At 74.0% G+C, this 24,330-nt stretch carries 20 protein-coding genes and 1 pseudogene; 13 read left to right on the top strand and 8 right to left on the bottom strand.

Features of this window, described 5'->3' with window-relative positions:
* The first annotated feature begins 7 nt into the window (after nt 1-7).
* Both Ae717Ps2_RS14290 and Ae717Ps2_RS14285 read left to right on the top strand, forming a co-directional pair.
* Entirely contained in the window at nt 8-1,213 is a 1,206-nt protein-coding gene (locus Ae717Ps2_RS14290) for a hypothetical protein (protein ID WP_075306039.1), read from the top strand.
* Between the two features lie 109 nt (nt 1,214-1,322).
* A complete protein-coding gene (locus tag Ae717Ps2_RS14285) occupies nt 1,323-2,198 on the top strand; it encodes a GDSL-type esterase/lipase family protein (RefSeq protein ID WP_170917153.1) in 876 nt (291 codons plus the stop codon).
* 47 nt (nt 2,199-2,245) lie between these two features.
* Here Ae717Ps2_RS14285 and Ae717Ps2_RS14280 read toward each other — a convergent pair whose 3' ends face one another.
* The 3 genes from Ae717Ps2_RS14280 to Ae717Ps2_RS36120 all read right to left on the bottom strand — a co-directional run bounded on the left by Ae717Ps2_RS14280 (nt 2,246) and on the right by Ae717Ps2_RS36120 (nt 4,208).
* The gene (locus Ae717Ps2_RS14280) at nt 2,246-3,400 is read right to left on the bottom strand and encodes an aminotransferase class I/II-fold pyridoxal phosphate-dependent enzyme (protein ID WP_075333486.1); all 1,155 of its coding nucleotides are present in this window, start codon (nt 3,398-3,400) and stop codon (nt 2,246-2,248) included.
* A complete protein-coding gene (locus tag Ae717Ps2_RS14275; RefSeq protein WP_075306042.1) occupies nt 3,397-3,912 on the bottom strand; it encodes an Lrp/AsnC family transcriptional regulator in 516 nt (171 codons plus the stop codon). Before Ae717Ps2_RS14275 ends, Ae717Ps2_RS14280 begins: the two co-directional genes overlap by 4 nt.
* A 77-nt stretch (nt 3,913-3,989) precedes the next feature.
* A complete protein-coding gene (locus Ae717Ps2_RS36120; protein WP_139318704.1) occupies nt 3,990-4,208 on the bottom strand; it encodes a hypothetical protein in 219 nt (72 codons plus the stop codon).
* A 179-nt stretch (nt 4,209-4,387) separates the two neighbouring features.
* Between Ae717Ps2_RS36120 and Ae717Ps2_RS14270 the strand changes: the two genes are divergently transcribed.
* On the top strand, nt 4,388-5,689 hold the full coding sequence (locus Ae717Ps2_RS14270; protein WP_075333485.1) for a hypothetical protein: 1,302 nt from the start codon (nt 4,388-4,390) through the stop codon (nt 5,687-5,689).
* 43 nt (nt 5,690-5,732) lie between these two features.
* Entirely contained in the window at nt 5,733-7,103 is a 1,371-nt protein-coding gene (locus tag Ae717Ps2_RS14265) for a replication-associated recombination protein A (protein WP_075306046.1), read from the top strand.
* A gap of 7 nt (nt 7,104-7,110) precedes the next feature.
* Here Ae717Ps2_RS14265 and Ae717Ps2_RS14260 read toward each other — a convergent pair whose 3' ends face one another.
* Complete coding sequence (locus Ae717Ps2_RS14260; RefSeq protein ID WP_075306047.1) at nt 7,111-8,163, bottom strand: S1 family peptidase; 1,053 nt, start codon at nt 8,161-8,163, stop codon at nt 7,111-7,113.
* Nucleotides 8,164-8,649: 486 nt separating this feature from the next.
* Here Ae717Ps2_RS14260 and shbA point away from each other — a divergent pair.
* The 5 genes and pseudogenes from shbA to Ae717Ps2_RS14235 all read left to right on the top strand — a co-directional run.
* A pseudogene (gene shbA, locus Ae717Ps2_RS14255) lies at nt 8,650-9,171 on the top strand (RNA polymerase sigma factor ShbA); the annotation flags it as partial.
* Nucleotides 9,172-9,573: 402 nt separating this feature from the next.
* The gene (gene alaS, locus Ae717Ps2_RS14250) at nt 9,574-12,234 is read left to right on the top strand and encodes an alanine--tRNA ligase (protein WP_075334270.1); all 2,661 of its coding nucleotides are present in this window, start codon (nt 9,574-9,576) and stop codon (nt 12,232-12,234) included.
* Nucleotides 12,231-12,680, top strand: coding sequence for a Holliday junction resolvase RuvX (gene ruvX / locus Ae717Ps2_RS14245; protein ID WP_075306053.1), 450 nt, complete (start codon nt 12,231-12,233; stop codon nt 12,678-12,680). Before alaS ends, ruvX begins: the two co-directional genes overlap by 4 nt.
* 99 nt (nt 12,681-12,779) lie before the next feature.
* A complete protein-coding gene (mltG, locus tag Ae717Ps2_RS14240) occupies nt 12,780-13,916 on the top strand; it encodes an endolytic transglycosylase MltG (RefSeq protein ID WP_158071495.1) in 1,137 nt (378 codons plus the stop codon).
* Between the two features lie 103 nt (nt 13,917-14,019).
* Nucleotides 14,020-15,072, top strand: coding sequence for a 2,3-butanediol dehydrogenase (locus Ae717Ps2_RS14235; RefSeq protein WP_075306055.1), 1,053 nt, complete (start codon nt 14,020-14,022; stop codon nt 15,070-15,072).
* A 21-nt stretch (nt 15,073-15,093) separates the two neighbouring features.
* Here the strand turns inward: Ae717Ps2_RS14235 and Ae717Ps2_RS14230 are convergent, their stop codons facing one another.
* Nucleotides 15,094-15,966: a spermidine synthase gene (locus Ae717Ps2_RS14230; RefSeq protein ID WP_075333484.1), complete on the bottom strand. Its 873-nt coding sequence runs from the start codon at nt 15,964-15,966 to the stop codon at nt 15,094-15,096.
* Between the two features lie 87 nt (nt 15,967-16,053).
* On the opposite strand from Ae717Ps2_RS14230, the gene Ae717Ps2_RS14225 reads away from it, so the two are divergent.
* From Ae717Ps2_RS14225 to aroB, 4 genes are read left to right on the top strand one after another with little or no spacing between them, the layout of a single operon-like run.
* The gene (locus tag Ae717Ps2_RS14225) at nt 16,054-16,722 is read left to right on the top strand and encodes an A24 family peptidase (RefSeq protein ID WP_083702372.1); all 669 of its coding nucleotides are present in this window, start codon (nt 16,054-16,056) and stop codon (nt 16,720-16,722) included.
* Between the two features lie 13 nt (nt 16,723-16,735).
* Nucleotides 16,736-17,938, top strand: coding sequence for a chorismate synthase (gene aroC / locus Ae717Ps2_RS14220; protein WP_075311707.1), 1,203 nt, complete (start codon nt 16,736-16,738; stop codon nt 17,936-17,938).
* Nucleotides 17,935-18,615: a shikimate kinase gene (locus Ae717Ps2_RS14215; RefSeq protein WP_020627275.1), complete on the top strand. Its 681-nt coding sequence runs from the start codon at nt 17,935-17,937 to the stop codon at nt 18,613-18,615. Before aroC ends, Ae717Ps2_RS14215 begins: the two co-directional genes overlap by 4 nt.
* Nucleotides 18,612-19,739 carry a 3-dehydroquinate synthase gene (gene aroB / locus Ae717Ps2_RS14210; protein WP_075306061.1) on the top strand — a complete coding sequence of 376 codons (1,128 nt, stop codon included), beginning with the start codon at nt 18,612-18,614 and terminating at the stop codon, nt 19,737-19,739. Before Ae717Ps2_RS14215 ends, aroB begins: the two co-directional genes overlap by 4 nt.
* A 58-nt stretch (nt 19,740-19,797) precedes the next feature.
* On the opposite strand, the gene Ae717Ps2_RS14205 is transcribed toward aroB, so the two are convergent.
* From Ae717Ps2_RS14205 to Ae717Ps2_RS14195, 3 genes are all read right to left on the bottom strand, one after another.
* The gene (locus Ae717Ps2_RS14205) at nt 19,798-20,496 is read right to left on the bottom strand and encodes a hypothetical protein (protein ID WP_143510387.1); all 699 of its coding nucleotides are present in this window, start codon (nt 20,494-20,496) and stop codon (nt 19,798-19,800) included.
* 307 nt (nt 20,497-20,803) lie between these two features.
* The gene (locus Ae717Ps2_RS14200) at nt 20,804-21,958 is read right to left on the bottom strand and encodes a GGDEF domain-containing protein (protein ID WP_233147559.1); all 1,155 of its coding nucleotides are present in this window, start codon (nt 21,956-21,958) and stop codon (nt 20,804-20,806) included.
* 1,103 nt (nt 21,959-23,061) lie between these two features.
* Nucleotides 23,062-24,309 (bottom strand): MFS transporter, encoded by a 1,248-nt coding sequence (locus Ae717Ps2_RS14195; RefSeq protein ID WP_233147558.1) that lies wholly within the window; start codon nt 24,307-24,309, stop codon nt 23,062-23,064.
* Nucleotides 24,310-24,330 lie beyond the last annotated feature (21 nt).

Here is a 24,330-nt window from a genome sequence, read left to right as displayed (position 1 = left end):
GCCTTCGATGACCGATCCGCAGTCGACTCCGGGCGCGGTCGCGGCGGTGGCCGGGGCCGCGCGCCTGCTGTCGCGGCGGGCCGGCTCGGAGGTCGAGCTGTACGAGCCCGAGGACCTAGGCGGCAGCGGCCGCTCGGTCGTCGCCCGGGCGCGGATGGCGAAGAACCCGTTCTCCGACCGGCGCAGCGTCGTCGTGAAGCACTACGCGCCGCCCGAGGACGGCTCGGCCGGCGCGGACCTGGTGTCGGACCCGTTCCGCTACGAGGTCGCGTCCTGCCAGCTGTTCACCGCGCTGCCCAGCGACGTCCGGCCCAGCCCCGTGATCATCGCGCACGACCCCGAGCAGCGGTTGCTCGTCCTGGAGGATCTCGGCCGCAGCCTGACCCTGGCCGACAAGCTCTTCGGCCCGGACGCCCACGCCGCCCGCACCTGCCTGCTCGGCTGGGCCCGTGGCCTGGGCCGGATGCAGGCCGCGACCGCCGGTCGGGAGGGTGACTTCAGCGCGCTGCTGCGCCGGCTGGGGGAGAAGGCACGCCGGGACCCGGTCGCCGACCAGGCCCGCGCCGCGCTGGCCGGCCTGCCGGAGCTGCTGGCCGGGATCCTGGGGGTCGAGGTGCCGGAGCTGGCGTCGTGGGAGGCCCAGGGCGGGGTGCGCCTGCTCGGCGGCACCGGGTTCCGTGCGTTCAGCCCGTCCGACACCTGCCCGGACAACAACCTGGTCACCAGCCGCGGGGTTCGGTTCGTCGACTTCGAGTGGGGCTGCTTCCGCGACGTCGTCCTCGACGCGGCCTACGTGCGGGTGCCCTTCCCCGGGTGCTCGTCGAGCTTCGCCCTGCCCGACGCCGTCGCCGACGCCATGCTCGACGCCTGGCGGGCCGAGGTCGCGCCGGTGTGGCCCGAGCTGGACGACCCGGAGCTGCTGGAGTCGCGCCTCGCCGACGCCCAGGTGCTGTGGGTGTGGTGGTCGACCTGGCGGCTGCTGCCGCGGGTGCCCGAGCGCGACGGGCCGATCGGCCCCGACGCCGGCCGGTCCCCCCGGATCTCGACGGCACTGCGGCACTACTGGCGACGCCTCGGTGTCACCGCGGAGGCGACGGCCCGGCCCGGCACGGCTGCGCTGGCCGACGCCGTGGTGACGGCGCTGGACACCCGCTTCCCGGACGCGTCGTCGACGCTGCCGCTGTTCCCGGCCTTCCGTGGCGGCGACTGGTAGGGGTCTGCACGACAGCGCTGCCCCGAGAGTTCCCGCGGCGGTACGAGACGCGTCACCGGTTGCACACGGAAACGGTGGCTGCGGCGGTGAGGGTGTCGGCGTGTCCCCGATGACCGCGCGCCCGTCCGTCGTCGATCCGGTCCTGCGCTCCGTCCGTCCCGTCGCCGCACCGCGTGCGACCGGGCGGCCCGTCCGGCACCTCGTGCTGCTGGGCGACTCCACCGCCGTCGGGCTGGGGGATCCCCTGCCGGGCGGTGGCTGGCGCGGTGTCGGCCCACTGCTGCGCGACGCCCTCGACGATCCCGCCCGCCCCGGCTCGGTCCGGCTGGACAACCACGCCCGGACCGGGGCACGCATGGCCGACGCCCGGCACGGTCAGGTTCCCGTGGCCGCGGCGTCGGGGCCCGACGTGGTCGTGCTGTGCGTCGGGATGAACGACACCCTCCGCTCGGACTTCGACCCGGCCGGGATCCGGCGGGACTGCGCGGAGTCACTGGAGCTGCTGCTGGGGGCCGGTGCGACCGTGCTGCTGCTCCGCTTCCACGACCACACCCGCGTCTGGCCGCTGCCGGGCCTGTTGCAGCGGGCGCTCGCCGCCCGGATCTCCGCTCTGAACGGGGCCGTCGACGCGGCGGTGGCCGACGCCGTCGCCGCGACGGGACGGTCCGCCGTCGGGATCCTCGACCTCGACACCGCCGGCAGCTACGACCCGGCGGCGTGGAGCGTGGACCGGTTGCACCCGTCCGAGCTGGGCCACCGGCTGCTGGCGCGGGGTTTCGCCGGGCTGCTCGGCGCCGCGGGGTTCGCGGTACCGGGGGAGGTCGGGCTCGACGCCGCCGGTGGCCGGGAGGTGACGGCCTGGCAGCGGGGGGCGTGGCTGGTGGTGCAGGGCGTGCCGTGGCTCGTGCGGCGGGGCCGGGACCTCGGGCCGGTGATGGTGCGCGGCCTGGTGGAGGGGGCGCGGGTGCGCAGGCTCTCGGCCTGACCCGTGCCCCGGCCGGCGTCGGTCACCGTCGGAGCCGGGGAGTCCCGCTACAGGCGTCGCAGGAAGTTCCCGATCCGCTCCACGGCCTGCTCCAGCTGTGGCAGCGCCGTCGCGTACGAGCAGCGGATGTGCCCCTCCCCGGGCGACCCGAACACGCTGCCCGGGACGACGGCGACCGACTCCTCCCGCAGCAGCCGCTCGGCGAAGGTCTCCGAGTCCAGGCCGGAGGCGCGGATCGAAGGGAACGCGTAGAACGCGCCCGCGGGCTCCGGGCAGTCCAGCCCGGCCTCGCGCAGGCCCTTCACGAACACCCGTCGGCGACGGTCGTAGTCGGCCACCATCTCCGCGACGTCGCCCTCCGCGCTGGTCAGCGCCTCCACCGCGGCGATCTGCGAGACGTGCGGCGCACACAGCATCGTGTACTGGTGCACCCGCAGACACAGCTCGGCGATCGGCTCCGGCGCGGCGAGCCAGCCGACCCGCCACCCCGTCATCGCCTGGGCCTTGGAGAACCCGCCCAGGACCACCGTCCGCTCCCGCGCACCGGGGACCGCACCCAGGCAGGTGTGGGTGCCGACGTAGGTGAGACGGTCGTAGATCTCGTCGGAGAGCAGGTACAGGTCGTGCCGCTCGGCCAGCGCGACGAGCTCGCGCAGCACCTCGGGCGGCTGCACCGCGCCGGTCGGGTTGGCCGGCGAGCCGATCAGGATCGCCTTCGTCCGCGGGGTGACCGCGGCCTCGACCGCGGCGATGTCGATGGCGAACCCGTCCTCGGCGTGGGTCGGCACCCCGACCGGGACACCCCCCGCGAACGCGACGCAGGGCTGGTAGGCGACGTAGCAGGGCTCCGGGACGATGACCTCCTCGCCCGGGTTCAGCAGCACCCGGAACGCCAGGTCGAGCCCCTCGGACACCCCGGTCGTCACGAGGCACTCGGTGGCGGGTTCGTAGTGGGCGTCGTAGCGCGACGCCAGGTCCGCACACACCAGCTCACGCAGCTTCGGCAGGCCCGCGTTGCCGGTGTAGGTGGTGTAGCCGCGCTCCAGGGCGTAGATGCCGGCTTCGCGGATCCGCCACGGCGTCACGAAGTCGGGTTCGCCGACACCGAGGGAGATGACGTCGTCCATCTCGGCGGCGATGTCGAAGAACCGCCGGATCCCCGACGGCGGGATCGCCGAGATCGTCGTGTTGAGCGGCTTCACGGGGTCACCGGCAGCCGGTGGTCGGGCTCCGGCTCGGCGAAGGAGTCGCCGTCGCGCTTGTGCGTGGCCAGCACGAAGTGCGTGGCGGTCGAGCGGACCCGGTCGATCGTGGACAGCTTCTGGGACACGAAGTCGCTGACCGCGCGGATGTCCGGGCCGACGACCGTGCAGCGCAGGTCGTGCCCACCGGAGACGAGGTAGCAGTCGCGGACCTCGTCGAACCGGGAGATGCGAGCGGCGACGTCGTCGAACCCGACCCCACGGGCCGGGGCCACCGAGACGTCGATGAACGCCGTCACCTGCGCACCGGCGCGGCCCGCGCCGGGGTGGCCGTCGCCGCCGTCCTCGTAGCGGGCCCAGTCCACGACGGCCTTGTGCCTGCGGATCACCCCGGAGCGTTCCCACTCCGCGATCCGGGTGTCGACCTCGTCCCGGGTCAGACCCAGCATGGTGGCGACGGTGTCGTGGCTCAACGACGCGTCACGTTCGAGCAACTCGAGGATCTCGCGCACGGCGTGACCCTACGACGACCGCCCGTCGTCGCGCCGCGGGCCGGGCGGGTCGGTCGTGGCCCGCCCCGTCCGACCGGTCAGGCCGCGCGCGGCAGCGGGGCCGCGACGCCCGGAGTGACGGCGCCGCGGGCCGGGTCGAGCAGCCCGCACTCCAGGTCGACGAGGTGCAGCCGCGTACACGGACCGCACACGTACACCGTGCCGGCCGGGCCGTGGTGGCTGCTCCACGCGAGTCCGCGGACGTCGGCGGGGGTGCGCGGACGAGAACAGAGCGGGCAACTCGGGATCGTGTCCATGCCCTGTGAGCATGCACGGGATCTGTTGCGAGGCGGTGACACCGCGCGTCCGCGGCGTTGCGTTCCGGCGACGATCCGGGGTCGGAGACGATCACGGTGCGTACGCGACGGTCACGAATCGGGGGCGAGCCGGTGAATTCGGCGCCGCCGCACCTGGTCCGCAACTAGGGTCCGCGCGCATGAGCAGCAACGAACCGCCGCGGGGCGAGGACCCGCAGGCCGGTCCCGGGGGCGCCGCGCCGCCCGGTGGCGCCCAGGAGCCCGGCCACGCGGCCTGGAGCGGCGACCGGCCGGACACGCCGGAGGGTGGGCAGTACGGCCAGGCTCCCCACGGGCAGGACCCCGGCACGCAGCACGGGCAGCCGGGCCAGCAGTACGGGCAGGACCCGGGGCAGCAGTACGGCCAGCCCGGGCAGTACGGCCCGCCCGGCCAGCCCGGGCAGTACGGCCAGCCGGGGCAGTACGGCCAGCCGGGGTCGCAGTACGGTCAGCAGCCGTACCCCGGCCAGTACCCCGGCGCGGGCCAGCCCTACGGCGGCCAGCAGCCCGGGACCCCGTACCCCGGCCAGTACCCCGGGGCCGGGCAGCAGTACCCCGCCCAGTACCCGCCCGGCCAGCAGTACGGCGGTCCGTACCCCCAGGGCGGCTACGGCCAGCCCGCCTACCCCGCCGGCGGCGCCCCGCCCAGCGGCACCTCCCCGGATCCGCTGGTGCCGTTCTCCTTCGGCGACTGGTTCTCCAAGATCGTCGGCGTGCTGCAGCGGAGCTGGAAGCCGCTGCTGGTCATCAACCTGATCGTGCTGATCCCGACCGCGATCCTCAGCGCCCTCGGCTACGTCCTCGACGGGAGCACGCGGTCGTCGTTCGACCCCGTCGACCTCGACCTCAGCGCCGGCGTCGTGGCGGGCCTCGGCCTGACCACCCTGCTCCTGGCCGTGGTCACCCTCGTGCTGTCGGCTCTCGGCTATGCGGCGTCGGTCTTCGTCGTCGTGCGCGACGCGGCACAGCGCCCGTGGAACCAGGACCAGGTCATCGCGTTCGCGAAGAACCGCGCACTCCCGGTGATCGGCTGGTCGTTGCTGGCCGGGCTGCTGTTCGTCATCGGGTTCTTCCTGCTCGTCATCCCGGCCATCTACCTGGGCGTGGTGTTCACGGGCGCGCTGATGGGGGTCGTGGTGATCGAGCGGGCCGGGATCGGCCGGGCGTTCACCCTGGTCAACCCGCGTTTCTTCCCCGTACTCGGCCGGCTGGTGGTCTTCTTCCTGATCGCGGTCGTGTACTCGATGATCATCTCGCTGGTCATCGCCACGCCGCTGATGTTCCTCAGCCCCGTCCTGGGTGAGCTCGTGGCGGTCCTGCTGCAGCTGCCGCTGCAGATGGCCGGTGTCGCCGCCATGATCGTCACCTACGCGGAGTGCCGCTTCCACGAGCACAACCCGGTGCACACCCCCGTCCTCGCCGACGAGATCGACCGGGCCTGAGGCGCTCGTCCCCCGGGGCCGGTGTCCTGGCAGGCTGGATGCGATGAGCACCGACGGCCTGTTCGACATCGACCCGGGGGGCGACGAGCGCGACACCGGTGACGGCGACGCCGTCCGTCCCGACGCGCCGCTCGCCGCCCGGATGCGTCCGCGCACCCTCGACGAGGTCGTCGGCCAGGCCGACCTGCTGAAGTCCGGCGCCCCGCTGCGCCGCCTCCTCGACGGCGGTGCCGCGGCGTCGGTGCTGCTCTACGGCCCGCCCGGCACGGGCAAGACCACCCTCGCCCGGCTGATGGCCGGCGCCGGGGGAGCCGACCGGCACTTCGTCGCCCTGTCGGCGCTGTCGGCCGGGGTGAAGGAGCTGCGGGCGGTCATCGAGGAGGCACGCCGGCGTCGCGACCGCAGCGGCACGACCACGGTGCTGTTCATCGACGAGGTCCACCGCTTCTCCCGCACCCAGCAGGACGCCCTGCTCGGCGCGGTCGAGGACCGGCTCGTCCTGCTCGTCGCCGCGACCACCGAGAACCCGTCGTTCTCCGTCGTGTCCCCGCTGCTGTCCCGCTCCCTCGTGCTGCAGCTGCAGTCCCTCGGGGAGGAGGACGTGCGCACCCTGCTCCATCGCGCCGTCACCTCCGAGCGCGGCCTGAACGCGACCGTCGAGCTCGCCGAGGACGGCGAGGAGGCACTGGTCCGGCTCTCCGCGGGCGACGGGCGCCGCGCGCTCACCGCGCTGGAGGCGGCCGCCGACGGCGTCCTCGGCGCGGGCGGCGACCCGGTGATCGACCTCGCCGCCGTCGAGCGCGCCGTCACCGAGGTCGCCGTGCGCTACGACCGCGCCGGCGACCAGCACTACGACGTCATCAGCGCGTTCATCAAGTCCATCCGCGGCTCCGACCCCGACGCCGCCCTGCACTACCTGGCCCGGATGCTCGTCGCCGGGGAGGACGCCCGCTTCATCGCACGCCGGCTGATGATCCACGCCTCGGAGGACGTCGGGCTGGCCGACCCGACCGCGCTGCCCGCCGCCACCGCGGCCGCCCAGGTCGTGCAGCTCGTCGGGATGCCCGAGGCGCGGATCGCGCTCGCCCAGGTCACCGTGCACCTGGCGACCGCGCCCAAGTCGAACGCCGTGATCACCGCGATCGACGCCGCGATGGCAGACGTCCGCTCCGGCAAGGTCGGCGGGGTGCCCCCGCACCTGCGCGACGGCCACTACGCCGGCGCGCAGAAGCTCGGCAACGCCGTCGGCTACCGGTACCCGCACGACGACCCCGACGGCGTCCTGCGCCAGCAGTACCCGCCCGACGACGTCGTCGGCGTCGACTACTACGCGCCGTCCGGGCGTGGGCACGAGCGCGTCCTGGCCGAGCGGCTGCCGAAGCTGCGGCGCGTCGTGCGCGGTACCCGGGACTGAGCCCGGATCAGCCGGTGCGCAGGGTCAGCCCGAGCGCTCCGGTCGCGGTGCGGATCGGGGTGAAGTAGCTGGTGCAGTTGCCGTCGCCGCCGGCGCCGGTGTGCACGCCCTGGGCCTGCCCGGACGAGGTGATGTAGGGGGCGCCGGAGTCGCCCTCCTGGGCGCACGCCGCCACCGAGGTCAGCCCGGACTGGCTCTGGCCCTCGAAGTTCACCGTCATGTCGGTGCGCTGGATCGTGCCGCAGGACCGCCCGCTGGTGGAGCCGTAGAGACAGACCGAGGAGCCGACGGGCGCCGGACGGCTGCCGGCGACCCGGATGCCCGACACCGTCGGCGACACGCTGCCCGGGCCGACCGCGATCGCCCCGACGTCGACCCCGCCGCCCGCGGTCTCGACCTCCGAGCCGATCGTCGAGCCGTCGACGGCGTACCAGGACGACGAGTTCCGGGTGCAGTGCCCGGCGGTGATCAGCCAGTCGCTGCTGCCGTCCGAGGCGGCGAACCCGGCCGTGCAGCGGCGGGTCCCGTCGGTGATGGTGTCGCCCCCGCCGACCGCGGCCTGCCGGTGCGCCGGCGCCGCGACCCGTTCCACCCGTACCGCGGACGGGTCGAGCCCACCGGTCAGGCGCGCGGCCAGCGCGTCGGCACCCGGCCCGTCGACGACGCTCAGCACGACCTGCTCGGTGCGGGGGTCGACGCCGTAGGAGTCCAGGCCGGCGGGCATCCCGGTCGCGGTGCGGGCGGCCAGCGCCGACAGCACCGCGACCGGGTCGCGGCGCGGCTCATCGCGCACCACCGGCGTCGCGCCGAGCGCGGTGATCAGCGGAGCCGTCCCGGCGTCCCAGGTGCCCACCATCAGCCGGTCGCCGGCCAGCCACGTCCCGGCCAGTGCGGGGCCGAGTGCCTCGGTCACCGCCGGCACCAGCGCCGCGGCCGCGTCGTCGCCGACCGTGACCGGGGCCGGCTCGGGCGCCGCGGTCGCCGGCACGGCCACCGCCACACCGATCGCGACGGTGCCGAGAGCGGCGAGCAGGAGACGGTGCGGGCGACGCAGAGGCACGAGCGTTCCTTCGGGCGGGCGGAGCGTGACACCCGGCCCAACGACGCTGCTCCGCATGGGTCACGCCCCGCAGACGGATGGCACCCCACTGTGAGATGGAGACGTCCGTCCGTGGCCTGGGTCACCCCCGTCAGGACCCGAGGCTCCTACTGTCCGTCGTCATATACCGCAAATTGTGCATATTAATTGACCCCGAAAGGGTGCACCGCGAGGGTTGAACGCAGGCCGGGGCGCGGCCGGGTGGACCTGCCGGCAGCGCCGACCACCACCGGCGGAGGACAGCGCGACAGTCGCGCCGCCCGACCTCTCCCGGGGTCGGACGGGCGGTGCCGGCGCCTGACGCGCCCCCCCGGGGCGCGACCGAGGAGAGCTGGGTAGATGCACGACGGACCCGTGGCCATCGCGACCGCACCCGACGACACCGCACCCGACGACACCGTCGAGGAGACCGACCCCGGGCAGGCGCCGGACCTGCTCCCGCCGGAGATGCTGGCCGCCGCCGTCGCCGGCGACGAGCGCGCCGTCGCACTGCTCCTGGCCAAGGTGCATCCGCAGGTGGCGCGCTTCTGCCGCGCCCGGCTGGGCCGGCGCGAGACCATCCTCGGCTGCGCCGACGACGTCGCACAGGACGTCTGCATGGCCGTGCTCTCCGTACTGCCGGACTACCGGCCCTCGGGCATGTCGTTCCGCGCGTTCGTGTTCGGCATCGCCCGGCACAAGGTCGCCGACGCGTTCCGGGCGATGGCCCGCAACCGCTGCGACGCCGTCGAGGAGGTCCCCGAGCGGTTCAGCCGCGAGGAGGACCCGGAGCAGTTCGTGCTCCACGCCGAGCGCAACGACCGGCTGTCCGACCTCATGGGCCTGCTCGGCCCGCGCCAGGTCGAGATCCTCACGTTGCGCGTCGCGGTCGGGCTGAGCGCCGAGGAGACCGCCGACGTGCTCGGCTCCACCCCGGGTGCGGTCCGCGTCGCCCAGCACCGCGCGCTGCAGCGGCTGCGCCGCGAGCTGGAGGACCGCGCGTCCCGCCGGGCGGGTGCCCCGGTCGTCGCCGTCCCCGCCCCGCGGGCCCCCGTCCGCGCCCCCGCGGCCCTCGTCCCCGCGGTCCCCGCGCCGCGGCCCCCACTCGACGCCCCGCTGCCGGTCGCGGTGTGACCGCGGCGTGACGGCGGGCCCGCCCGCTCCCCGGTCGACCCCCCGGACCGGGAGCACGGCGCGGCCCGCAGGCGGCCGGTGCCGGTGCGCTCGGGCGCGCACCGGCACCGGCCGTCGCTGCTGCGGGTGCCGGTAACCTGGCACGACCGGCCTCCCGCGGCGTCCCCACGCCGCGCGGCCTACGGTGTGGCGCGGGCGCAGGGCGCCCGCCCCGTCGCCGACCCGTCGCCAGCCGTACCCGTCACGAGAGACCCACCGGTGCAGACCCACGAGATCGTCCGTCGTTTCACCGCCCACTTCGAGAGCAACGGGCACACGCCCGTCCCCAGCGCCTCGCTGATCCTCGAGGACCCGCAGCTGCTGTTCGTCAACGCGGGCATGGTGCAGTTCAAGCCGTACTTCCTCGGCGACGTCCCCGCGCCCTACCCGCGCGCCACGTCGATCCAGAAGTGCGTCCGCACGCCGGACATCGACGAGGTCGGCAAGACCACCCGGCACACCACGTTCTTCCAGATGGCCGGGAACTTCTCCTTCGGCGACTACTTCAAGCGCGGCGCCATCGAGTTCGCCTGGTCGCTGATCACCCGCAGCCAGGACGAGGGCGGCTACGGCTTCGACTCGGAGATCATCTGGGTCACCGTCTACCACGACGACGACGAGGCCATCGCGCTCTGGAAGGAGATCGCGGGCCTGCCCGAGGAGCGCATCCAGCGCCGCGGCGGCGACGACAACTACTGGGACATGGGCGTCCCCGGTCCCGGCGGACCCTGCTCGGAGATCTACGTCGACCGCGGCCCGGAGTTCGGCGCCGAGGGCGGCCCCGAGGCCGACGAGGACCGCTACCTCGAGATCTGGAACCTCGTCTTCATGCAGGACGAGCGCGGCGAGCTGTCCCCGAAGAAGGGGCATCCGCCGATCGGCACGCTGCCGCACAAGAACATCGACACCGGGATGGGCGTCGAGCGGGTCGCCTTCCTGCTGCAGGGCGTCAACAACGTCTACGAGACCGACCTCGTCCGACCGGTGATCGCCAAGGCCGAGCAGCTCTCGGGCCGCCGCTACGGCGAGAACGAGGCCGACGACGTCCGCTTCCGCGTCATCGCCGACCACGCCCGGTCCTCGATGATGATCGTCGGTGACGGCGTCACCCCGGGCAACGAGGGCCGCGGCTACGTGCTGCGCCGGCTGCTGCGCCGCATCGTGCGCTCCGCCCGGCTGCTCGGCGTCACCGGTCCCTGCCTGGGCGAGTTCGCCGAGGTCGTGCGCGAGACCATGTCGCCCACCTACCCCGAGCTCACCACCGACTTCGAGCGCATCTCCGCGGTCATCCGGGCCGAGGAGGACACCTTCCGCGCCACGTTGACCGCCGGGGAGCGGATCTTCGAGGGCGCGGTGTCGAAGGCGCGCTCCGCCGGGAGCGACACCCTGCCCGGCGACCAGGCGTTCGCGCTGCACGACACCTACGGCTTCCCGATCGACCTGACCCTGGAGATGGCCGCCGAGGCCGGACTCACCGTCGACCGGGAGCGGTTCACCGCGCTGATGGACGAGCAGCGTTCGCGGGCCAAGGCCGACGCCGCCGGGCGCAAGGTCGGCTTCGTCGACGCCTCGGTGTACCGCGCCGTCCTCGACACCCACGGCGCCACCGACTTCACCGGGTACCAGACGCTGCAGTCCGAGGCCCGGGTCGTCGGGCTGCTGCGCGACGGCGCCACCGTGCCCGCGGCCGAGGAGGGCGAGCAGGTCGAGGTGCTGCTCGACCGCACCCCGTTCTACGCCGAGGCCGGCGGCCAGCAGGCCGACACCGGTGTGCTCCGCGGTGCGTCGTTCGAGGTCCGGGTGGACGACGTCCAGTCGCCGGTGGCCGGGCTGCGGGTGCACCGCGGCGTCGTCACCGCCGGCACCGTGACCCTCGACGCCGAGGTCGTCGCCGACGTCGACCGCACCCGCCGGTCCGCGATCTCGCGCGCCCACACCGCCACCCACCTCGTGCACGCCGGGGTCCGCGGGGCGCTGGGCAGCGCCGCCGCGCAGGCCGGGTCGCTCAACGCCCCGGGCCGGCTGCGGTTCGACTTCACCTCCCCGACCGGGGCCGTGCCGCCCGCGGCGCTGGTCGAGATCGAGGAGGAGGTGAACTCGGTCCTGCAGGAGGACCGGGAGATCCAGACCTACGAGACCTCCATCGACTCCGCGCGCACGCTCGGCGCGATGATGCTGTTCGGCGAGAAGTACGGCGATCGCGTGCGCGTGGTCGACATGGGCGACTACTCGCGTGAGCTGTGCGGTGGCACCCACGTCGGGCGCACCGGCGAGCTCGGCCTGGTCCGGGTGCTGTCCGAGGCCTCCATCGGCTCCGGCGTGCGTCGGGTCGAGGCGCTCGTCGGACTGGACGCCTTCAAGCACGCCACGACCGAGCACCTGCTGGTCAACCAGCTCGCCGACCAGCTCAAGGCCCGCCCGGAGGAGCTGCCGGAACGGATCAACGGGATCGTCGAGCGGCTGCGGACGGCCGAGCGGGACCTGGAGAAGCACCGCGCCGACGCCGTCCTGGCCTCGGCCGGGGCGCTGGCCGAGCGGGCCGAGGACCTCGACGGCACCGCGCTCGTCGCCGTCACCGCCCCGGAGGGGGTGACCGGCAACGACCTGCGGACCCTCGCCGCCGACGTGCGCGGCAAACTGGGAGACCGGCCCGGTGTGGTCGTGCTGTTCGGCGTCGACGGGGAGAAGGTGTCGTTCGTCGTCGCCACCACGAAGGCGGCACGGGACAACGGGGTCGCCGCCGGGAAGCTGATCGGCGAGTTCGCCCCGGCGGTCGGCGGGCGCGGCGGCGGCAAGCCCGACCTCGCCCAGGGTGGCGGCACCGACCCGGCCGGGATCGACGCCGCGGTGCAGAAGCTGCGCACCGCGCTGCGTCCGTGACGCCGGTCCGCGGGCGGCGCCTGGGCATCGACGTCGGCGCCGTCCGCGTCGGCGTCGCGATGTGCGACCCGGACGGGATCCTCGCGACCCCGGTCGAGACCGTCGCGCGCGACGCCGAGGGCGGCGCCGACGTGCGCCGGATCGCCGATCTGGTGGCCGAGCACGACGTCGTCGGCATCGTGCTCGGGCTGCCCCGGAACCTGCGCGGCGAGGACGGCCCGGCAGCCGTCGCCGCGCGGGAGTTCGCGGCCGCGCTGGAGGCGGGTCTCGCCGCCGCCGGCTGCGCGGTGCCGGTCGAGCTCACCGACGAGCGGATGACCACCGTCGTCGCGACCCGGCAGCTCGCCGGGCGCGGCGTGCGCGGCCGCAAGCAACGCTCCGTGATCGACCAGCAGGCCGCCGTCGCCATCCTGCAGGGCTGGCTGGATACCACCCGCGACGGCTGATCACCGCCACCGGGGGTGACCACCCGGCGGGCGCCGGGCCGTTACCCTCGTGCCCGTGACCGGCGCCGGCGAGTACGACGTGACGTCCCGGGGCCCGGTGTGAGCACGACCGCGGGCCCCGTGCGGCACCGTCCGACCCCGGTGCACTTCCGGCGGCGGCGGCTCGCCCTGCTGGGGTCGGCGCTGCTGGCCGGTGCGGTTCTCGTCGCGGCGGGTCTGTACCTGCGCGGCGCCGACGACTACACCGGTTCCGGCAGCGGCTCGGTGGTGGTGCGGGTCGAGTCCGGCGACTCCACCAGCGCGATCGGGGACACCCTGGTCGGGTTGGACGTGGTGAAGTCCCGGGCGGCCTTCGTCGAGGCCGCCGCCGAAGAGCCCGGCATCCAGCGGGTCCAGCCCGGCTACTACGAGCTCCGCTCGCACATGTCCGGCGACTCCGCGGTGGAAGCGCTGCTCGACCCGGAGCGGCGCGTCGGGTTCTTCGACGTCAAGGGCGGCGTCCAGCTCGACGACACCCGCGCCCCGGACGGCACCGTCTCCCCGGGTGTGCTGTCCCAGATCTCCCGCGCCACCTGCCTCGGCGCCGCCGACGGCGACCCCACCTGCACGAGCGTCGACGCCCTGCGCACCGCGATGGCCGACGCCGACCCGGCCGCGATCGCCGTCCCCGACTGGGCCCGCGCCGGCTACCGGGCCGCGGCGCCCGAGCGCCGGATGGAGGGCCTGGTCGCCCCCGGCCCCTACGACCTGGATCCGCGTGGCACCCCCGAGCAGGTGCTGCGGCAGGTCCTCACCGCCTCGGCGAAGCGGCTCGACGCCGCCGGGCTGGGCGGCGCGAACTCCTACCGCACCCTCGTGCTCGCCTCGGTCGTGGAGAAGGAGGCGCTCGTCCCCGACATGCCCAAGGTGGCACGGGTGATCGAGAACCGGCTCGCCGCGAACCAGCGACTGGAGATGGACTCCACCGTCAACTACCCGCTCGACGTGCAGGCGCTGCGCACCACCGCCGAGGCCCGCAACACCCCCGGCCCGTACAACACCTACCTCAACACCGGGCTGCCACCGACGCCCGTCGCCTCGGTGTCCACCGCCGCGCTGGCGGCCGCGGAGAAACCGGCCGCGGGGCCCTGGCTGTTCTTCGTGCGGTGCACGACCGAGGGCGCCTCCTGCTTCGCCACGACCTACCCCGAGCACCTCGGCAACGTCGACCGTGCCCGCGCCGCCGGAGCGTTCTGACCCATCACCGGGCGCGCATGCAACCCCGCCCCAACCCGTGACGGCGCTCACCCGCCACCGGTAGACCGGTCCCGACAACGACGTCAGGCGAGAGGAGCCAACGATGCGTGCGGTCGTCTACCGGGGACGCGGGGACCTCGACATCACCGACGTGCCCGAGGGCGAGGTGGGCCCCGGCGAGGTCCGGCTCAGGGTCGGGTTCAACGGCATCTGCGGCTCGGACCTGCACGAGTACTACGCGGGGCCGATCTTCATCCCGAACGGGCAGAAGCACCCGCTGACCGGCCGCGAGCTGCCGTTGACCCTCGGCCACGAGTTCTCCGGCACCGTCGTCGAGATCGGGTCGGGGGTCCAGGGCGTCACCGAGGGCGACCGGGTCGCGGTGATGCCGCTCTACAGCTGCGGGACGTGCTCGCGCTGCGCCGAGGGCCGCGAGAACGTGTGCGCGCAGATCGGCTTCCACGGGCTGATGGCCGACGGCGGCATGGCCGAGTCGACCGTCGTTCCGGCACACATGCTGCACCCGCTGCCGGAGAACGTGTCGCTGGAGATGGGCGCGCTCGTCGAGCCCATGTCGGTGGCCTACCACGCGGCGAAGCTCGGCGAGGTGGACCCGGGCGACACCGCCCTGGTGTTCGGCGCCGGGCCGATCGGGATCGGGCTGTGGTTCGCGCTGCGCGGCATGGGCGTGGAGAACGTCCGCGTCGTCGAGCCGTCGGCGACCCGGCGCGGCGCGATCGAGCGGCTCGGCGCCCAGACCCTCGACCCGACCTCCCAGGACGTGCCCGCGATCGTCGCCGACCTGACGAACGGCCGCGGCGCCGACGCCTGCTACGACGCCGCGGGCGTCGCCCCGGCCGTCGCGACGGCGCTGGACACCCTCGGTGCCGGCCGTCCGATGGTCAGCGTCGCGATCTACGAGACGCCCCTGGTGACCCCGCTGCTCAGCCTGGTCCTCGGGGAGTCCCGCATCCAGGGCTCGCTCTGCTACACCCACGACGACTACCGGGCGGTGATCGAACTGATGGCGGGCGGCCACTACGACACCACCGGCTGGACGGAGAGGATCGCGATGCGCGACGTCGTCGAGGAGGGCTTCGAGGCGCTGCACGCGGGCCGGAAGATGAAGGTCCTGGTCGACCCGTCCCTGGCCTGACCGGGGGTCCCTGACCGGGGATCACTGCCCCCAGAAGCCCTCCGGCGGCCGCGGTGAGGGGACCGCGTACGCATCGGTGACGACGCCCGCGCCGCGGCCGAGGGCGCGGGTGTCGGCGTCGTCGAGGACCCGGGCCGGGAACGGGTCCCCGGCCGCGCGGCGGGTCACGCCGGGCACCGGGAGCTCCCGGTCCGACGCGGCGAGCACGAGGTTCCCGAACCGGCGACCGTGCAGCACGTCCGGCGCGGCGACGAGTGCGAGCTCGGCGAACGCCGCGCCGGCCGTCGCGATCTGACCGGGCAGGAACGGCCACGGGGCGCCGTCGCCGAGGTTCGCCACGTGCATCCCGGTCGGCGCGAGCACCCGGCGGACGGCGGTGAGGAACTCCGCCGTCGTCACCTGGGCCGGGGTGCGGGCGCCGGCGAACACGTCGACGACGACGACGTCGAACGACCCGGGCGCGAACCGGCCCAGGGTGGCGCGTGCCTCCCCGGTGACCACGGCCAGCCCGTCCGCGACGCCGGGGCCCGGCAGCCGGTGTGCGACGAGGGCGGCCAGCTCGGCGTCGAGCTCGACGACGGTCTGGGCCGACCCGGGGCGGGTCGCGGCGACGTAGCGGGCCAGCGTCCAGGCCCCGCCGCCCAGGTGCAGCACCCGCAGCGGCACGGCGGGCGGCGCGGCGAGGTCCACGAGGTGGCCGATCCGGCGGACGTACTCGAACTCGAGGTGCTCGGGGGCGTCGAGGTCGACGTGGGACTGGGCGGTCCCGTCGAGCAGCAACGTCCACGACGACGGCCGCGCCGCGTCCTGCACCAGCTCGGCGACGCCGTGGTCGACCTCGGCGCGGACCACCGCGCCGGCCCGACGGTCGTCCTGCGGTGCACGGGATCCCATTCCGGTCATCCTGCCCCGGGCCGACGAGTTGTCCACAGGCGGGCGATCGGTCGGTCCGGGCGGCGCCCCGGGCCCCAGGATCGGGGTATGAGCCTCGTCGTCCTCGCCGCCGCCCTGGGTCTCGTCGCCGGTGCGGGTACCCGGTACCTGCTGGCCCGGGCGCCCCGCGGGGCGCCGGTACCGGAGCGGTGGTGCGGGCCGGGGACGGCGGCGGGGACGGCGGCGGGGACGGCACTGTGCTGGGCGGCGGTTGCGCTGGCGGTGCAGACCGGACGGCTCGACCCGCGGTGGGCGGCGCTGCTCGCGGTGCTGTCCTGGCTGGCCGTGGCCGGGTCGGCGACCGACCTGCTGGTCCGCCGGCTGCCGAACGCGCTCACGGTGCCCGGGTTCGTGCTGGTGCTGGCCGCGCTCGTCCCGGCCGGGGGCGGCGCCGTGCTGCGCGGCCTGGCCGGCGCGGTGCTGCTCGGCGGCGCCTACCTGGTGGTGCACCTGGTCTCGCCGCACGCGATGGGCGGCGGCGACGTGAAGCTGGCCGCCCCGGTGGGAGCCGCGGCCGCCGGGACGGGGTGGGCGCTGCTGCCGGTGGTGGCGGTGGGCGCCGCGATCGCCTCGGCGGTGGTGGCGCTCGTCGTGGTTGCGGCCGGCCGGGCCGGGTGGGGGAGCAGGCTCCCGCACGGGCCGGTGCTGCTCGGTGCCGCCCTGGTGGTCGTCGCCGCGACGGTCGTGGTGCCGTCGGGTGCCGTCGGGGCCGGGTGAGAGGATGGTCGCCGTGCTGCGATGGATCACCGCCGGGGAATCCCACGGTCCGGCCCTGGTGGGCGTGCTGGAGGGCATGGTCGCCGGTGTCTCGGTCACCACGAAGGAGCTGCAGGCCGAGCTGGCCCGCCGCAAGCTCGGCTACGGCCGCAGCCCACGGATGGCGTTCGAGGCCGACGAGCTGGAGGTCCTGGGCGGCCTGCGGCACGGGGTCACCCAGGGCGGCCCGGTCGCGGTCCGGATCGGCAACACCGAGTGGCCCAAGTGGGAGACGGTGATGGCCGCCGACCCGGTGGACCCGGAGCTGATCGCGCACCGCGCCCGCAACGCGCCGCTGACCCGGCCCCGCCCCGGGCACGCCGACCTCGCCGGCATGACCAAGTACGGCTTCGACGAGGCCCGTCCGGTCCTGGAGCGGGCCAGCGCCCGCGAGACCGCGGCGCGCGTCGTGCTCGGCACCGTCGCGAAGGCGTTCCTGCAGCAGGCGCTCGGTGTGACGATCGTGTCCCACGTCGTGGGCATCGGTGCCGTCGACGCCCCGGACGACGAGCCGCTGCCCGGCCCCGCCGACCTCGACCGGATCGACGCCAACCCGGTGCGCGCGTTCACCGACGCCACGGGTGCCGCGATGGCCGCCGAGATCGACGCCGCCCACGACGCGGGCGACACCCTCGGTGGGGTCATCGAGGTCATCGCCTACGGGATGCCGGTCGGCGTCGGCACCTACGTGCAGGCCGACCGCCGCCTCGACGCCCGGCTCGCCGCCGCGCTGATGGGCATCCAGGCGATGAAGGGCGTCGAGATCGGTGACGGTTTCCGCACCGCGCACCGCCGCGGCTCCGTCGCCCACGACGAGATGGTCCCCGCCGGCTCGCCCGGGCAGGGCCCGGCGGGCACCGTCCCGGTCACCCGGCTCACCAACCGGGCCGGTGGCATCGAGGGCGGGATGACCAACGGCGAGCCGGTCCGGGTCCGGGTCGCGATGAAGCCGATCTCCACCGTGCCGCGGGCGCTGCGCACCATCGACACCACCACCGGTGAGGAGGCCACCGCCATCCACCAGCGCTCCGACGCCTGCGCCGTGCCGCGTGCCGGGGTCGTCGTCGAGACGATGGTGGCGCTGGTCCTGGCGCAGGCCGCGTTGGAGAAGTTCGGCGGGGACTCGCTCGACGAGACCCGCCGCAACGTCGCCTCCTACCTCGCGGGGCAGCGGTGACCGCGCCGGGCCCCGATGCGCAGGGCCGCCCCTGGCTGGTGCTCGTCGGCCCGCCCGGGTGCGGCAAGAGCACCATCGGGACCCTGCTCGCCCAGCGGCTCGGGCTGAGCTTCGCCGACACCGACGCGGTGATCGTCGAGCGCATCGGCAGGCCGATCGCGGAGATGTTCGTGCAGGAGGGCGAGCCCGCGTTCCGCGCGCTGGAGCGGGAGGTCGTCGCCGAGCAGCTGCACGCCGGGCACGGCGTGCTCGCCCTCGGCGGCGGCTCGGTGCTCGCCGCCGAGACCCGGGCGCTGCTCGCCGGGCACCGCGTCGTCGCCCTGGAGGTGGACCTCGCCGACGGGATGCGCCGCACCGGCATGTCCACCGCGCGCCCGCTGCTGGCCGGGGTGAACCCGCGTGCCACCTTCCGCGCCCTGCTCGCCGAGCGCGCCCCGCTCTACGCGGAGGTCGCGACCGTGCAGGTGAGCACGGTGCGGCGCAGCCCCAACCAGGTCGTCGCCGCGGTGCTGGCCGCGTTCGGCCAGGGCCCGGACACCCTGCCCGAGGCCTCGCCCGACGCGGCCGACCCGTTCGACCGTCCCACCCCGCGCCAGGACTCGACGCTCCCGGCGCCCGGCTTCGGCTCACCACAGGACGCCACCGGGACCGGCACAGAGCGGGCGGAGGCCCGATGACCGACACCACCACGCTGCCCGACACCTCCGGCACCCTCGAGTCCGACGGTGCGGTCCGCATCGACGTGCGCACCGAGCAGCCCTACCCGGTGCTCGTCGGCGCAGGGGTCGCCGCCCGTCTCGCCGAGGTCGTCACCGGGACCGGCGCCGGCCGGGTGCTCGTGCTGCACCCGCCGACCCTCGCCGACCGCGCTGCCGCCGCCTGCGACGAGCTCGCCGCCGCCGGGCTGGCCGCCGCGCTGCACGAGGTCCCCGACGCCGAGGGCGGCAAGTCGCTGACCTCGCTGGCCGACTGCTGGGACGCCTGCGCCGAGGCCGGGCTGACCCGCGCCGACGTCGTCGTCGGGTTCGGCGGGGGAGCGGTCACCGACCTCGCCGGGTTCGTCGCCGCCACCTGGATGCGCGGGGTGAAGGTCGTGCACGTCCCGACCACGCTGCTCGCGATGGTCGACGCTGCCGTCGGCGGGAAGACCGGCATCAACACCGCCGCCGGGAAGAACTTGGTCGGCGCGTTCCACGAGCCGTCCGCGGTGCTGGTCGACCTCGACACGCTGCGCACGCTGCCGCGCGCGGAGCTCGTCGCCGGGTCCGCGGAGGTGTGGAAGGCCGGGTTCATCGCCGACCCGATCATCCTCGACCGCGTCCGCGCCGACCCGGCCGCCGCGCTGGACCCGACCGGGCCGGTGCTGGCCGAGCTGGTGCGCCGCGCGATCCGGGTGAAGGCCGACGTCGTCGGGGCGGATCTGCGCGAGTCGCACCTGCGCGAGATCCTCAACTACGGCCACACCCTCGGCCACGCCGTGGAGCGCCGCGAGCGCTACCGCTGGCGGCACGGGAACGCCGTCGCCGTCGGCCTGGTGTTCGCCGCCGAGCTCGCCCGCGCCGCCGGGCGGCTCGACGACGCCACCGCCGACCTGCACCGCGAGGTGCTGGAGCTGGTCGGGTTGCCGACGAGCTACGAGCCCGGCGTGCTCGACGAGCTGACGGAGACCATGCGCGGTGACAAGAAGTCCCGCGCCGGGACGCTGCGGTTCGTGGTCCTCGACGGGCTCGCCGAGCCCGGCCGCCTGGAGGGCCCGGACCCGGAGCTGTTGGCGACCGCGTACACCGCGATCTCCCGCTGAGACCGTGCCCGTGCCGCGGGCCGATGTCCTCGCTCCGCTCGCCGTGGTCGCCGGGGGGTCAGCGGGTCGCGTGGGACTCGTAGCGGTACAGGACGGCCAGCTGGGGGACCGAACGGCGCACGTCACGCGGGGACGCGACGGCCAGGGCCGTCAGGTCGTCCGCCGCGGCCCACAGCTGCTCGGCCGACGACAACTCGCCGTCGTGAGCGCGTGCGGTGAGATGGGCGATGGCGGCGTCGCCGCGCGGGTTCAGGTGCGCGACCCGCCACAGCAGATGACGGGACGCGGCGAGGTAGGCGTCGTCCGACCTGGAGGCCTGTTGGTCGTCGAGATGGGCGAGCAGGTCCCAGGTCGGCTCGCCGGCGGCCGGACGTACCGCGAACAGCGGCCGTGCCCCCTCGCGCTCCCGGACCGCTCGCTCGCGGCTGCGCATGCGGCACGCCCAGGCGACGAAGCCGGTCGCAACAGTGAGCAGAAGGAGCACCAGCAGCGCTTCGGACGCCTGCAGGACTGCTGCGCCGAGCCCGCCACCGACCAGCAGCGAGACCACGATCAGGCGCGCCCGGCGGGGCCCCGGCGCGGACGCGGTGTCGGCGGCGTCGGACAACAACGCCATCATCAACGGCCGGGGCAACAGCGGATCGGCCACGATCAGCTGACCTGCGTGCGGCAGCGCTGCACCCCACCAGGTCAGCTCGGCGCCGACCCGTGACGGGGCAGCAGCTCCACCGAGCTGCCAGCTGTCGCGCGCGGTCACCTGCGCAGCCTCCGTGAACACGTCGCTTGCCCGCCCGAGCCCGTTGGCGCTCATCCGGCGGGATGGAGCAGCGAATACAACACATTGCGTCCTGTAGGGCCATACGATCGAGCACTCCGTCACCTGGTGAGACCAACCGCCTACACGAAGCGCAACGGATCTTGTGACGCCAGGTAGTTGAAGGCGGCACGGGCAGCATGGCGGCAGTGATCGACCCGACCGTCGAGCTCGCCGAGGGCGTGACCCCGAACAGAGGCCGACACCGGTCGAGATCAGGTGGCGCCCGCGTCGTCGGTGCGTACGTCCCTCATGGTCCCGGGCGTGGTGACGGCACCGACGGGTTGGACGGAGGAGCGGCCGGGCCGTGGCTGACCAGGACCTGGTTACGGCCGGCGTTCTTCGCGGCGTAGAGGGCCTCGTCGGCGGCCGCGAGCAGGACGTCGAGCTCGCGACCGGCCTGCGGGTAGACCGCGGCCCCGATCGAGGCGGTGAGGTCGGTGACCGCGACCGGGGGGACCTCGTCGTCGACGTGGACCGCCAGGCGCTCGATCCTGCGTCGGATCCGCTCTCCCACCTCCAGGACCGCTTCTGCGTTGCGGCTTGCCGAGGTGAACATCCCGGCCAGCGCGATGACGAACTCCTCCCCGCCGAAGCGACCCGCCGCGTCGTCGTCGCGGATCTCGGCGACGATCGCCTCGCCGACCGCGCGGAGCACCGCGTCACCGACCAGGTGCCCGTAGCGGTCGTTGACCTCCTTGAAGAAGTCCAGGTCGAGGATGAGCACGCCGGCACAGGTGCAGTCGCGCTTCGCCGCGCCGAGCAGCTGCAGCGCGCGGGAACGCCAGCCCTCGGCGTTCAGCAGACCGGTCTTCGCGTCCGTCGATGCCCGTGTCTCCAGCTGCCTGATGAGGGTCGTCTGCTCCATCAACACGAGCGCAGGGATCAGCAGCCAGACGAGCAGGACGTGGTCGGGGACGATGACAGCCGCGACGATTCCGCCGAGGCTCAGTGTGGCGGTCTCCAGCGCGATCTCCCCTCCCGCGAGGATCGCGAGGAATGTGCTGCCCGGCTGCGCGAGCCGGATGACGCTCACGACCAGCAACATGTTCGTACCGGTGTAGGCCACCAGGCACGCGGCGATCTCGACGATCGCCCACCAGGAGTCGAATCCGCCGGATCCGGGAAAGATCAGTGTGACCGCGGAAACCAGGTAGACGGCCAGGACGACCGTCGACGTCGAATAGAGCTGTCGATGCGGGGGAGTTCCTGCGGGTCGGAACACGCGGAAGTACAGATGTGTGTAACTGGCGATCACCGTGGCCGCTGCCAGCATCGGCGGTAGCAACAACGCGCCCGCGAACGTCCACACCGAACTCAGGTCGACATATCTGGTCTCGGCGATGCGCCGCCGTAGTCGTTCGGCACGCAGTGAGATCTCGGCGTGGAACCCGCTCAAGATCACCAGTGTGCCTGCGATCAGCCATGCCGACAGATCGCGCGGGACGCCGCCGAGGACGATATCGACGGTGAGTAGGCACACAGCGGCGAGCTCTACCGCGACGAGTAGCGCTCGGACGCCGATCGGAAGTGACCACAGCTGCCACGCCGCCAGCCACGACCGGAGCGCACTCCGGTCGGTGTCTCGCGCGGCGGATGAGGTCACCGAAATCCCCGAATCGTAGATCGTTTTCTCTCGTGTCAGCATAGACGTCGTCCAGCGGTTTCATCCCTGCTCAGTCGTGTCGCTCTCACCGATCTGCTGGGCGCCACCCGGGCTCGAACGACCTGCCAAGATCAACTAAGGCGCTGACGTGGTGATGCTTCTCGCCTACCCTGTCGAGGTCGCCGCGAGGCGGGGCTCGGCGCCTCGGCGGCTCGCCGTCGGCGGACGGTCGGCGACTGGGCCGTTCGCAGTAACCCGACAGAAGGGGCTGCCCGGAGAGGGGGAGTCGTGCGTAACTGGAACTGGTGACGGAGCGCGGTTCGGTGTAAAGATTCTCCACTCCATCGAAAAGGGGGCGTAATGCGCAACTGGAACTGGTGACTGCAGTGGTCGAGCGGAACGGTGTCTGCGATGAGGGGTGGGTGGCGAGCGTGCGCAACTGGAACTGGTGAATGCGACGACGTGTTGGTCACGATGGTCTGGGAGGTGTCGACATGCGTAACTGGAACTGGTGAGGCGTGGATGCAACGACGGGTCGAAGAAGCAGGCGGGGAGGTGTGGGCGATGCGCAACTGGAACTGGTGACGGTGACCGAGTCGGGGCGGGTGTCGAGCCATCCGGCTGTCGGCGCCGGCGGGGATCGTCGGAAAGGGGAATGCGGGATGCGCAACTGGAACTGGTGAGCGTTGTGATCGACGGACACGAGCGGAGAGGGGAGATGGCTGTGCGCAACTGGAACTGGTGACGTGGTACTGCCGTCCGAGATCGGGAAGAGGCAACTCGTGACATGTAGCCGTGTACGGATCTGAAGCACGCGCCGGCGACGTCCGGCCGGGGAAGGCGCGACGCGCGACGTCGATGAGGTGGCGGGGAGCCGTGAGTCGTCCGTGGCGACCCGCCCCTCAGAGTGCTCGCGCGGGCCGCGACATGGCCACGGCTGCGAGCCCCGCCGAGGCCACCGCGGCGGTCACCGCCACCGCCACGGCGGGGGAGGACCACTCGGCGAGCAGACCGGCAGCGAGAAGACCGAGCCCCTGCGCGCCGATCAGCCCCGCGGCCGCGAGGCCGGTCGCGCGCCCTCGCGCCTCGGCCGGGGTCCGGCGTACGAAACCGGCCTGTGCCTGGATCAGCGCGGCGGCCACGGCCGCGCCGCTGAGTGCCCACAACACGGTGATCGCCGCGACCGACGGTGCGAGCGCGCTCACCATCAACGGAACGCCGGCGGCCACGGCGAGCGGGAGCATCCACCGTTCCCGGGTTCGCTGGGGGACCCAACGCGTGAACACGATCGCCCCCACGACACTGCCGGCCGGGATGGCGGCCAGGAGCAACCCGACGGCGACCGGCCCGGCGCCGAGCTGCGCGGCATAGGGAGCAGCGACCCCCTCCGGGGCGATGTAGGTCCCGGCCAGCCAGACCACGACGGCCAGCGTGCGACGCGAGGGGTCCGCGAAGACCGTGTGCGCTCCGGCAGCGATGTCGCCCGACCAGGAACGGACCGCACCGGCGGCAGGGGCGGGCGCGGGACGAGGTGCGACCCCGTAGGCCAACACCGCCGCGGACAGTACGAAGGTCACCGCGTTCATGACCAGCGCGGCGTGCGGACTCAGCAGGGCCAGCAGCGCTCCGCCGGTCGCGAACCCGGCAACCTGCGCGAGCTGGCCCGTCACCTGACGGACGGCGTAACCGCGTTCGAGCAGGTCACCGCGCAGGATCTCCGGCAACAACGCCCCCTGCGCGGCCGAGTGCGGTGAACCTGCCAGCACCAGGACCACGATCAGGGCACACAGCACGGGCAGCGGGAGGCCGGGCCACGCCATCGGCATGACGAGCGCCGCTCTGGTGAGGTGACTGCCGATCATGACCCGCCGACGCGGATACCGGTCGGCGACCCAGCCCAACAGTGCGCCGCCCAGCAGCGCAGGGAGGAAGGTCAACGCGTACACCGCCGCCGACAGGGCCGCTGAGCTGGTGCGCTCGTAGACCAGCACCGAGAACGCCACCCGAGCGAGCTGGTCGCCCAGGATCGAGACGACCTCGGCAGACCAGAGCGCACGGAACTCGCGAAGCGTGAAGACCTCGGTCAGGCGCCGGGGCCTCGGCACGGCGGCTGCGGAGTCGGCATCGTTCATAGTCGGCCTGCTGACCATGTCACGAACAGCAACGCGTCG

The organism is Pseudonocardia sp. Ae717_Ps2 (assembly GCF_001932475.1).
Lineage (GTDB): Bacteria > Actinomycetota > Actinomycetes > Mycobacteriales > Pseudonocardiaceae > Pseudonocardia.
Note: the sequence above shows the minus strand (reverse complement) of the source record. Positions and strands in the feature narration are given on the sequence as shown.